This window comes from endosymbiont of Galathealinum brachiosum (genome assembly GCA_003349885.1).
Classification (GTDB): domain Bacteria; phylum Pseudomonadota; class Gammaproteobacteria; order SZUA-229; family SZUA-229; genus SZUA-229.
On the sequence record QFXC01000013.1, the window covers coordinates 13,936 to 27,006 of the forward strand.

At 35.3% G+C, this 13,071-nt stretch carries 9 protein-coding genes; all 9 read right to left on the reverse strand.

Annotated elements, in window-relative coordinates; all coding sequences use genetic code 11:
• Positions 1-261: 261 nt before the first annotated feature.
• The 9 genes from DIZ80_12915 to DIZ80_12955 all read right to left on the reverse strand — a co-directional run bounded on the left by DIZ80_12915 (position 262) and on the right by DIZ80_12955 (position 13,022).
• A complete protein-coding gene (locus tag DIZ80_12915; GenBank protein ID RDH81018.1) occupies positions 262-948 on the reverse strand; it encodes a hypothetical protein in 687 nt (228 codons plus the stop codon).
• A complete protein-coding gene (locus DIZ80_12920) occupies positions 949-1,584 on the reverse strand; it encodes a hypothetical protein (GenBank protein ID RDH81019.1) in 636 nt (211 codons plus the stop codon).
• Positions 1,585-2,124: 540 nt separating this feature from the next.
• Positions 2,125-3,483, reverse strand: a complete 1,359-nt coding sequence (gene prsR / locus DIZ80_12925) for a PEP-CTERM-box response regulator transcription factor (GenBank protein ID RDH81020.1) — start codon at positions 3,481-3,483, stop codon at positions 2,125-2,127.
• A gap of 198 nt (positions 3,484-3,681) precedes the next feature.
• Entirely contained in the window at positions 3,682-4,077 is a 396-nt protein-coding gene (locus DIZ80_12930; GenBank protein ID RDH81021.1) for a hypothetical protein, read from the reverse strand.
• Positions 4,077-6,233, reverse strand: a complete 2,157-nt coding sequence (gene prsK / locus DIZ80_12935; protein ID RDH81022.1) for a PEP-CTERM system histidine kinase PrsK — start codon at positions 6,231-6,233, stop codon at positions 4,077-4,079. The genes DIZ80_12930 and prsK overlap by 1 nt, the downstream gene beginning before the upstream one ends.
• A 143-nt stretch (positions 6,234-6,376) precedes the next feature.
• Positions 6,377-8,776, reverse strand: coding sequence for a hypothetical protein (locus DIZ80_12940; protein ID RDH81023.1), 2,400 nt, complete (start codon positions 8,774-8,776; stop codon positions 6,377-6,379).
• A 255-nt stretch (positions 8,777-9,031) separates the two neighbouring features.
• Positions 9,032-10,651, reverse strand: a complete 1,620-nt coding sequence (locus tag DIZ80_12945) for a hypothetical protein (GenBank protein RDH81024.1) — start codon at positions 10,649-10,651, stop codon at positions 9,032-9,034.
• An 11-nt stretch (positions 10,652-10,662) separates the two neighbouring features.
• A complete protein-coding gene (locus tag DIZ80_12950) occupies positions 10,663-12,243 on the reverse strand; it encodes a VPLPA-CTERM-specific exosortase XrtD (GenBank protein RDH81678.1) in 1,581 nt (526 codons plus the stop codon).
• A gap of 14 nt (positions 12,244-12,257) precedes the next feature.
• A complete protein-coding gene (locus tag DIZ80_12955) occupies positions 12,258-13,022 on the reverse strand; it encodes a glycosyltransferase (protein RDH81025.1) in 765 nt (254 codons plus the stop codon).
• Between the last annotated feature and the right edge of the window lie 49 nt (positions 13,023-13,071).

Consider the following 13,071-nt stretch of genomic DNA (forward strand, 5'->3'; position numbering starts at 1 on the left):
ATATAAATACAAATTAGCAAATAAAAACAAGACCAATATAGGTATTCATTTTAATATTTAAGCACAAACTTTAACTTTTGAAATCTTTCTTGAAGTATTACAGTGAATTACTTTTCTTATACAGAACCTATGATTTTATCCTGCGTCTAATTCACAATAACGAATTATATTGTGACAGGCACCTTAAATTTTAATCAAGAGCATTTTCAGCATGAGAAAATAAAAACCTCAAAAACTACAGCAAACAGAAGGTAGCCTCCATTATTCCATTAACAACCAGCCTGTTGCTGTATAACGCTTTCCTCTTGCATAATTAGCAACCTGAGAAACGTAATGCAATGCAGGAACTTTAAAAATTGTAAGCGAATTGAAAAATGGCTCTATGATATCCAAAATTGTTTGCTCTCCATCCAACATATGTAGCAGACCACCCCAATCATTATTCCAAATCGGTGTAAAGTTAAAAACATAGGCCGCCGCACGCTTTTCCTTGTCTGTTTTATCTGTATGCTTTCTCAAAAAACATCCAGGTGAAAAACTGGCCAACTGTCCATTTAAGTTATTAATAGTTAATTCGCCAGTAACATTTCGGCAAAAATTTAAGAACTCTTCTCCACGTAAATCTTGATAAAATTCTTGAAGCACTTTATTCGTTGAATTAACTAGATCTGATCGATAATAGAAATACGAAAAGCCTTTCTGTGCCATGGCCATTATATTTTGATTCAATTGAGAAGACTGCTGAGGAGTATATTTAGATAGCTCTTCTGCACTAATGGATACGGGTCCATTCTCAGATAAATAACATAGCTCCCATGTTATTTCTTTATAAATAGATTGCGCTATACGCTTCACATATCCATCTTCTAAAATATTTTCAATAGCAACATAACCTTGATTATTGAACTGATCTTTTATCGCTTCTAAATCCAATTTTTTATTTAACATCTACAGCTTCTTCTGCATCGGTTGATTAATAAGAGCCACATTAAAAGCGATAGACACTCTTTCCTCATTAGAATGATTGGCCTCTACACTATGCTCCATCCACGCAGGGAAAAAAAGCACGCTGCCTTCTTTTGGTGGTACTTTTATTGTATATGAGTTCATTAAATTCTGTTCCTGAAACGGCAATTGTAAATAACGCATAGGACGCGAAAAGTCTTCTAATACAAACTGACCACTATTTTTAGGAACTTTAACATAATAACACCCACTGATAACCAATGGATTTGGCATGCCTACAGGCGATTGATGAGAGTGCATTGCATTTGAACAAGCTTTATCATTAATATTTGCCCACATAGACGTCACTTTAAGTTTTGATGACATTGCACCAAAACCATAATCTTTACCCACCTGCAATAAATGTTCATTTATAAGGTCTACAAGATTTTTAAACTCTTCTTTAAAATGCAACTTACCATGACTCTGCCAGCCACCCCGATTTGATATTGACACACCAGAATCCATTTTCTTTTCTTCTTTAACTGCCTGAAGCAACTGTTTATTTAGCACTAAAGGACTTTCTGCTTTAAACGTCCATAATGGGACTGAAAATAACATTGATAAGTTTTGACTCATTATTCTTCTCTATAAATGACAATTATTTAGTTTGTGGATCTTTAATTATATCCATACACATATACCCTAAAAAACAATCCAATACTTTATAATTTATTAACAATAACAAATTATGCTTGATATATTGATAGACATCAAATTCCGGAAATATTATAAATATTAGTAATCAATTATTCATGTTTACACCCATCTATTTTAAACATAACTTTAAGCGATTTAAATTAGGCTACTTGAAATTTTTAATGATATATTATTTAACTCTAATAAAGTAAACCGAATACAGAAAAAATATAGTTTATACCCATAATAAACTCATTAAAATTACAAAAAATTTTAAACTATTTAATAAAGGATTAATTTATACGCTGGAACTATTAAAGTAACAATCAAAACTGTTGTTTATAGTTAGAGGTGTTGAATTTGAGATAGAGAATTCATCTTTTTTAAAGCTGATTCGACATTGCTAAAAAACAGCCTTCCCCTACAACAAATTACATAATGAAGCAGAGACATATCATTGACTGGGAAACAAATAAATACTTACACATTTATGCCTAATTTTTGTATCAAATCATAAAGTGTAGGACGACTTACACCTAACAACTCTGCCGCCGGTGAAACCTTTCCATTGGTATGATTCAATGCTTTAGTGATAACCTGTCGCTCAACAGCTACTCTAACTTCACGCAAATCAAATGAATTAACTTCATTAGAATCTTCAGCAGGGGTTAACTCCAAATCAACTGCTGTAATATGTTTACCATCAGCCATTATCACTGCACGTTTAATTCTATTTTTAAGCTCTCGTACATTACCGGGCCATTTGTGTGCATCTAGGGCAGTTAGTGCATCTTTAGTAAATCCTTTTAATTTTTTACCCTGTTCCAAATTTATTTGATCAAAAAAAGATCGAGCTAAAAGCAGTACATCCCCATCCCTGTCCTTCAATGGGGGGATATTAATTGGAATTTCATTGATACGATAATACAGATCTTCACGAAATTCTTTCTTTTCTATTTTATCTTCTAGATCCTGGTGGGTTGCACAGATGACTCGTACATTTACCGCAATTTCTTCACGCCCCCCTATACGTTCAACTACACGCTCCTGTAAAAATCGTAACAATTTTGCCTGTAGTGACATGGGTAATTCACCCATTTCATCCAGAAATAAAGTACCACCTTCTGCATACTCAATTTTACCTGGTGTTGTTTTCGTTGCGCCCGTAAACGCACCTTTTTCATAACCAAATAATTCACTTTCGAGCAGGTTTTCTGGAATGGCTGCACAATTGATTGCAACAAAACGACCGCTAATGGACGGGTTTTTGCCATGAAGTGCTCGGGCGCAAACCTCTTTACCTGTACCACTATCACCAAGTAACAGTACGGTAGCATCAGAGGGGGCTACTTTTTCAACACGCTGACAAACAGTCTGCATTTGCGGACTGTTCGCGATCATACCTTCCATAGAAACATCAATGTGCTCCATGGTTAATCTGCGATTTTCTTCTTCTAACTCAAAAACATGGTGGGCACGGGTAACAATTTGATTTAATAATTCAGAATCAATCGGTTTCTGGTAAAAATCATAAGCACCTGATGCAACAGCCTGAACAGCATTTGATCGCTCATCATTACCACTCACAACTATTACTTTTGTATTAGGTGCAGCTGCTAAAATATCTTCAACGGTTGCCAGACCTTCTGTTGAACCTTCCGGGTCAGGGGGCAAACCTAAATCAACTGTTGCAACAGATGGATGCTCTTTGGCGATTATCTTTAACGCTTCTTTTCTATCACCAGCAACAAAAACTTCAAAATCGTCAAAGCTCCATTTCATTTGTTTTTGCAAACCGGGATCATCTTCTACAACAAGAATTTTTTTAGTGCTTTCCATTTATATCGCTATTCACATATTTAACTGAATCATTGATTCTGCAACAGATATTTTGTGTAATCAAGTTAAAATTGTCGGTTTTTTTTACTATTTTTATATCCATTTTTTACCTGGTAAGTGGGGTACAATAACTGATGGTTGAGTATATTCTAATAAATTCTACCAAATTAATCATATTGGTGAAGTTACCTGAATATGTTACTTATTTGAGTTTGCCTGATAATCAGCATATGCCTGCTCAATAACTCGCTGCAAACGATCTAACTCTACAGGTTTAGGATAATACTCAAAAGCACCATTACTTCTTGCTAATTCTGCATTACCCACACCTTCTGAGCCAGAAACAATAACAATCTTTGTATCAGGCGCTTTTTGTAAAATTTCTTTAAGCGTAGCAAAACCTTCCGTAGTGCCTTCAGCATCTGGAGGCAAACCTAAGTCAAGTGTCACTAATGGTGGGTGATGAAGCTCAAACTGTTCTATTGCATGCAGGCGTGAATCTGCGGTAATGACATCATAACCCTCAAGCCCCCATTTAAGTTGTGTTCGCATTCCCTCATCATCATCAACAATTAGTATTTTAGGATTTGTCATTAACGCTTACGCTTCTCATGTTCATTTAAATGTACAACTTGCGGGTGACTTGTGGTTTCCTGAGACTGGCTCAAGGGGATATGCAAACGGAATATAGTGCCCTGACCTATCTGGCTCTCAACATCTAGCTGACCACCTAACTTATGCACGTATTCACGTACTTGAAACACACCAATACCCATCGTTCCTTTAGTCGACTCAAAAGGCTGGAATAGACGATCGTGGATAAAAGCTTCATCCATACCTTCTCCCGTATCTTCAACTTCTATAATAGCAAAATTGCCTTGCTTGCTTAATCTCACTGTAATACTGTCCTTTTCATTCGTTGCATCCTGTGCATTTTGAATAATATGGGCAATATTTGCTGACATACGATCTTTATCTGCAGTTACCTGTACATTCTGATTTAAACAATTTAAAACAGGAATTGGCAAGGTTCCAGCTTTAGTACAGTTACGAATACTATCTTCCAGCAACGCGCATAAACCAACAGGACCATACCCATCAGATTCACCGCCGCCTCGTAGACGCACGAGGAGTTTATTCATTTTATTCACTGAATTTTCCACAGTGATAATGGCATCATCAATAAACATCGGATTGCTTTTATGTTTGGCCGCATTAGAAACCACCATTGAAAGCTGTCCAACCATATTTTTAACATCATGAACGATAAATGCAGAGAGCCTGTTTACTTCTTCAAACCTTTTAGCACTGACTAATGCCTGGGCCGCATCGTATTGAGCCAGATGACTTGCCGCCTGACGACCAGCTGTTTTTAACAGGTCACTATCTTCCCAGTTAAAGTAACGTTCATGTGCAGGTGAACGTAATAAAACGACAAAACCCATCATATGATCCTGCAACATGAGAGGTACGACTAACCAGGCATCCTTATTGCCAGAAATCCACTCAGGTATCTCCAACGGACCTAGTCTGGTATACATATCCGGATCATTGTTATACTCATCAAGACTAATTACAAACTGCTGCTCTGAAAGGAATTTAATAAAAGCTGAATCTGCAGGCTCACGCACACTTATACTTCTATAGTTCCAGCGCTCATCTGATTCAAAACAACCATTTTCTCTCTCCATAACCAATAAGCCACCCGGGCTATCAATGATTTGAGCCAGAGCACGAATGGCTCTCTCATGTAAACGAATGGATTTATCATGTGATGATAATGTACGGATAATTCTCAGCCATTCTTCACGATAATCATATTTATAGTGAAAAAAGTGCTTATCAATGCCGACTTTCAAACGAGCTCGAATTCTCCCAGAAAATAGCAATACAGCTAAAATCATCACTGCTGCAAATAAAAAGGTTGCCTGCGCAACAGCCCCCCATTCTCCACCCATATCACGAACATAATAACCACCAAAACCGATAAATATAAGGTAGGCACCCGCACCTAATAAAGTAGTGGTATGAAAAACCATACGTCGGGACAGGAAGATATCAATTGAATCATCACCAATTGACCAACGCATTTCACGTTTGATTGCCACCGCAATTAACGGTACAACCATCGCATGAATAAAACCACGCGCATTCCAGAGCTCATTATCTATACGTTGAAAAAGGAATGCATCGGAGTAAAGATAAAAATCATAAGCAAACATACCACCTATGCCTATCCATAAATATTTCAGGGCCCAGCGATGCTCTTCAGACGTGTTGCGATAGAGTTGTTCGATGATAACAATACCGCCTATAGAAATAAGCAAATGCCCTATTAATACATCATTACCCGCTATTAACTCGAAGAATGAACCACCTGCCACACGATAAAGCACCAGAAGCATTAAACCAAGAATGAAAATACTTAAACCAGCAAAGGTAATTTTAAAGTTTTTATTTACCTGATCAGAGGATTTGTATGCTGTACGTAGCATAACCAGTAAGAATGCAAACCAGGCTAACGAACGGAACAATTCAAGTAAAAGAGTGGTTTCAAGTAAAAAACTAGAGTTGAGTGAACTTCCATATGCAGCAAGATAAGTTACAGCACCAGACCAGACAGCACTAGCAAGAGAAGCCACCGCCAACATAGTTTTTGGCAGATTATCACGCTGCCCTGTGAGCATTACCAGCCCTAATATTAAAAATAGAGCGGTAGAAATACCAAAACTGATGACTTCAATATACATTAAGGATTCGGGAGTTTCTCGTAATTACGTACACTTATAATAGTACAATTTACGCTCGCTGTTTTAAATACAATCAGCAAATAGATCTTCCGTGAGATTATCACTTTCGTTTGATTACCTCACAGAAGACCTATCAATAGCGGTTAAATTGACTTCAATAGTTTTGTAGCTTCATCCCTCCCTACAAACTCCTGCTCACTTGATGCAGCGATTTCTAAGTGTGATTTAGCTGCTGCCTTATCGCCCATATGATATAAGGCATAACCTAAATGATATCTAAACACAGCAATCTTAGGTGACTTTTCAACTATTGGTTTAAGAATTTCGACTGCTTTAGCATTTTTTCCTGTTTTAGCATATGCCCAAGCTAAAGTATCTTGAAGCGCAGATTGTTGATTTTTTTCAAAAGACTCAGATAAATCTAGTGCTTTTACATAATCCGACTGATTCCCATGATCAAGCAATAAAGATGCATAGTTGTTAGCTGCTAATTTATTAGTAGGATTATCAACAAGAATTTGTTTGTATATTTCCATAGCCTTTACAAAATCTTTTTGAAGCTCATAAAGTCCCGCTAGTTGTATTTGCGCTGTCGATTTATTTAACATTTTAGTAATAGCATTTTGATAAACCTCAACGGCCTTTTCAAAATCTTTTTCACTAATATATGTTGATGCTAGGCTAGAGTAAGGCACCATCCATGAACTCGAATCTTGTATTGCAATCTTGAATTTCGCTCTCGCATCATTCACTTTATTCTGCGACAAATACACTTGTCCAAGCAATTGGTTTGAAACAGCATCATTAGGGTTAATCTCCAATTGCTTTTGTAACCGTGTAAGCGCTTTATTATTTTGTTTATTATATACATATGTTTTAACTATAAGTTCGAGTGGTTTAAATTTATCAACTGACTTTTCAAAAGCCTTTTCAAACTCTTCGATAGCCTTATCCATATTACCTTTTGATAACTGAATTTTACCTTTTATAAGATTTACATCTGCTTTTGATGAATCGGCTACCTCCATTAAATCTAAGATGGACTGTACTTCTAATTTCTTACCTTGAGAACCTGCAATTTTTAATTTTATAGATAATAAGTCATAACTTTCTTTAAAATAAACCATAGCTTTATCAACTACATTAACAGCCTCATCGATACGCCCTTTACTTACAAGGTAACGTGCATAGTTTGCATGGGTAATATCATTAACTGGATTTGATTCAATTGATCTCTTTAACACTTCTTCAGCTAGCGAACTCTCAGCATTAATTTCATGGGCTTTAGCAAGCAATAAAGCTGCCTCAGAATTTTTAGGATTATTTTTAACAACGGTACGCAAACCATTAATTGCAGAAACCGGATCTTGATTTGCTAGAGAAATCTTCCCACTCAGTAACAAAGCATCATTATTACTTGGGTACTCAGTAATAACCTCTTTCAAATACACACTTGCACCCAGCTTATCTCCTTCATTAAGTAGAATTCTCGCTAGTTCATTCCTAGCTTTAGTGCCCTCAACATCAAAGCCTTTTTCACCAATAATTTGTTTTAAAACAGCTTTAGCTTCACTAGCTCTACCAATAGAATTATAAAATTTTATTAATGAAAATCTTAAGCTATATAACTCTGGTTTCGAATCAATGGCTTTTAATAATTCACGCTCTGCGATATTTGTGCCTTTTCTTGATGCCAGCAGTTCAATCAGCATCAAATAACGCCTCACATCATCGTCATCTTGTTTTATCGCATTTTTAAGAATAACCTCAGCCTTATCAATTTGATCTGTTCGTGCGTAAAAACCTGAAAGAGCTACTGTTAATGTGAAATTTTCAGGATCAATTTCAACAAGTTCCTTTAAAACTCTTTCACTAGAAACCGCATCTTTAAGCCCATTAGCATATAATTCTGCCAATCTCATACGTATTTTTATATCTTTTGGATTGTTCTCTGACGATTTAATTAGTAAACTTTTTGCCTTATCATATTGTTTATTTTTAATATAAATATTCGCTAGTAATAACGCCCCATCAACTAGAGTAATATCTTTATCAACAATTAATTCCAATGATTTTGTAGCTTTCTCTTTCGATCCCACTTTATACTCTAATGTAGCGGCAATCAAGCTGGCTTCAATATTTTCTGGTTCAGTTTTTTTCACTTCATCTAGAAGCCGCATTGCTTCTTTTATTGTATGATCAGTACCTGCTATTACATATATTCTGGCTGTATTTATTTTTGCCTGATTTAGTTCTGGATTAAGTTCTATAGCCTTTTGGTAATTCCCAATTGCTTTAATAAGTTCCATTTTACTTTCTTCTACTTTACCAAGAAGAAAGTAAGCTTCCGCAAATTTTGGATCAATCTGCAGTACATTTTTTATTTCAACTTTTGCTTTTTTATAATTTTTTTCTGCCAGGTACGCTTTACCCTTTTCTAAATATTTAATCTTACGTTCTTCCGCTCCACCACATGCATATAGTGAAACCACTAAAATTGATGTCACAGTTAATTTCGTTAATTCTGTAAAAAGTTGTTTCATTAACAGTATCCTGCCATATATTTAATTTATGTTTTCAGAACAACTACTTAATATGAGTAATGTTCTATCGTATTTTTTCTGTTGAAATAATAATATTTATGTACTTATTCATCGCTATTATAAACTTCATTTTTACACAATCTATTTTTTATGAACTTCACCTTACACTATTTGACCTTATTATTTTATAAAATATCAATGAGAAACCAATAACAACATGAATATAATATTTTATTCGACATTTATAATCTAGAATCAAAAACCTCTGATAGCCATAACTACTAAAGTCCCTATTGTACCAAAACGTATTAAGTCCCAATTACTCTTTCTAAGCCCCATCACGGCTTCACTAGCATAAAATAGAATAACTAACTTTACTGCCATTTCACCAATTCCGCTATCTTCAAGATGGGCTTCTGGGAGGTTGGGCACAATTATTACCAAAATAATTACAAGATAATCTAAGGGTGTAATTTGAAATGTATTTTCATAGGCAAAATGCACTCTTAATACAAATGCAACCACAAGCAATACAAATAATATATTAACTATATTGTAATTAACTAATTCACTATTATTTATTGACATTAGATAGACCGCCATTACAGCAACAATATAAACAACTGCCTTTTCAATTATCTCTACACTAGCAACCTTTAATAAAATTGAAGCCATTATAATTATTAAGAGAAAAGAAGATAGTATAGACATATCCCGCTGAATATCCGTCGCTAGAAAAGCAGCAATAAGCAACAGAAATGGGACTAAAAACTTTAGCACTAACGTAGGAATTGTTGTCAACCACCCCTTCTTAAGCATATAGCAAATAAACCCTCTTAATATGGATGATTCTGATAAACCACTTGCATGAAGTTTCCATTTCGAGATACGTGCATAATGAAAAAAACCTAATACGAAAAAACTGGTTATTGCATATATTAATAACAAAACAGCATCAGATTCATACAGCATAAAATATGCTACAGCTATAAGAACACTCTGTAGTAAGTATATTACGAAAACAGCCTCATATTGATCAAAGCCTATATCAAGCAACTTATGATGGATATGATTTTTATCAGGTGAAAAAGGAGAGCGCCTTTCATATAAACGCTGAACCATAACCGCCATAGTATCTAGTATCGGCAAACCAAGAATAAATAACGGAATTAGAGGGCTCATTGCTGAGTTAACCGATTGAGAAAGAATAATAACTAATACACCAAGACTAAATCCTAAAAACTGACTTCCTGTATCACCCATAAATAATTGAGCTGGATATGTATTATGCCTTAAAAAACCCAGTATAGAACCCGCCACAGCCATAGAAATAAGTACAACAATTTCACTGTTAGCATCAAAGGCTAACAATGCAATAATACTAATTGTTATTAATGATGTCCCTCCAGCTAAACCATCTAAACCATCAGAAAGATTAATAGCATTTGTTATACCTACTAAAGCAAAAATAGTTAGAGGAATAGCAAAGTAATAAGGCAGATGTTCGTCTATGAATGGAAAAGTGCGAACAACCACATCACCCCAGATCACAACAATAATAACAGCAAGCAACTGACCTAAAAATTTAATTTTATAATTTAAATCACACTTGTCATCCCATAAACCAAAAGCCCATATAACTATAAAGCCAACCAGAATTGCAATGAGTTGCTGATTTAATTCCGCCAGTAATAAAATAGAGATAACACTACCCGCTACCATAGCAATACCACCTACACGTGGTATTGCCTGCGTATGCACTTTACGCGCATCAGGTATATCAATAGCACCTATTTTATCCGCCCACTTCATAACAGGTGGAATTAAAATCATGGTTACTACCAGTGAAATAATAAATGCAAAAATAAATAACATATTAAAAGCGATTATTTACCTGGTATAAATTCTGGAATGATCGGTGATATTTTACGACTAAAGTCCTGCAATCGTTTATCTGCGATAGATATATCCTGCCCTGGCTTTAATATTGTAACTAAACGCATCAGTGCACCATCGGTTCGATGCATATTCATCGAATCCCAGAAAAGCCACCACTTCATCATATATTCGTTAGTTATGATACGACCACGCTGCTGAAACCAGTAATAAACCAATTGCCTGGTTTCATCTTTTTGAATGACAAGACGGTTTACTTCTAGTAGAACTCCACTAATTTCTGCACCTTCAATACTGTGCTGCGTAAGGCTGGCAATACGCCAACCACCGCCAGGAATACACGAACGTGGTGAATGAGCAGATGCACCTTTCTTTTGAGAAGAATAATATGCTGAATAGAAATTAACTGCCCCACCATCCTCACCCTGATAATCATTCATTACATAATCATTAAGCTTTAAAACATCAATATAAATTTGTTCTAAATAACCAGCACTACCCTGCCAACCATCAAATTCAAGAGGAAACTCAGCATACTGCTTGCGTTCCGGCTCAATTTCAACCTGATCAGGTAAAGCAAACACACTCACCGCCACTATTAATATAACCCCTAAAGATGCATAAAAAGGTTTCGGAATATCACGATAGACAATTTTTGTATCTTTAGGTGTAATCGCAGGAAAATCGAGACCAAAGGCCTCACGCAATGGCAACTTATCTTTGCCTACTTGAGCTAACAACCACATTTCACCAATAAGAATAGCAATGCAGCTCATAAATACTACCCAGCCTTCAAAGTCATGCAGGAAACCTTCTGCCATTTCAGGGCCCCAGTATTCAACTGTTACACCTATTGCTCCTATTCGGAAACTATTCATCAAAATTGTTATTGGAATAGATGACAAGAAAATTATACTTTTTTTCCAGATAGTACCCGTGAAGAAATATGCCGAAATAAACGCTAAAGTCATTAAAGGAAACAGGTAATTCAAACCACTACAAGCTTCAACCACCTGAAGTTTGTATACACCTAAATCGATTACATTTCCTTCGAGATATACACTAATATCAAACAACCGTATAACAGCTACACCAATTAGTGATGATATTAATTGAAGCTGTGAAGATAAATTATGAAGAATGAAATTAGGTAACGGTATCATAAACAATAAAATAATAAGGGGAACAAAAATAATTTTAAACGCAGATCCTCCCATTACAGATAAAATAACGCCAAATAATGCAATTATGAAGGCGTATTGAATCACCGTATATATTGAGCTTAACTCGCCCATATAAAACAATATTAAACCAAATATAACGACAATAAGACCCGCCCAGGATCCTTTAAAAGTCATTAACTCAAGCTTGTCACTTTTTTGCCAAATCAAAAATAATGTAATAAAAGGAATGATATAACCATGTCCATACTCTTCTTTAGCATCCCACATTTCCACCATATAAGATAAGCCTTCCTGATATATGAATATCAATGTTGCCAATATCAAAACACCAAAAAATATAAATACAGGTCCTTCTCTTAATATTTGAATATCTTTTTTGTCTAACATAACTTTCACTACTATTAACCTTTCATTAAGCCAAATTTAGATTTTAATATCATAAGCAAGAATAAGGGGCTAGATATGAAATTTCTTCTAAATAAACGACGAGGCTCACGCACTAAACGTGGCAGCCATTCCAATCCCATTTTACACGCCCACTCAGGAGAGCGCTTAACCGTTCCTGCATAAAAATCAAACACCGCACCAATAGCCCCCATAATCGGAACTTCTAATTTATCTTTATTTTGAAATATCCATTTTTCTTGTTTAGGAGCTGTCATACCAACCCATAGTACATCTGGTTTAGCTTTATTTATCTGCTCAATCATTGCTAGATTATCGCTATCAGAAAACTCTTGCTTGAAAGGTGGTGATAAAGTACCGCAAACTTCAATATTAGGAAATTCTTTAGCCATTCGATCAGTTATTTTACTCAATACTTCTTCTGTAGAACCAAGAAAAAAATACTTTAATCCATCTGATGAATTTGCTTTATGTGATAAGCCAAGAAACAAATCAGAACCAGCTACTCGTTCAGTTAAGTTAATACCTAGTATTTTTGCAGCAAGCACTATACCAATACCATCAGGTAATAGAATATTTGCATTTTGTAACGATTCACTAAAGTAAGAATCAGTTTTAGCTACTACAAGTGAGTGCGGATTAGTACACGCTATATAACTCCCTTTTGACCCAGATTTAATTAAGTCCCAGGTTGTTTCAACATCGCCTTTCACACCAGAGGCACTAGTTTGATAACCAAGAATGTCTACATTAATACCCATAAATCTACCACGCCCCGAATTTTTAAATAGTAAAAATAATAAATATTTT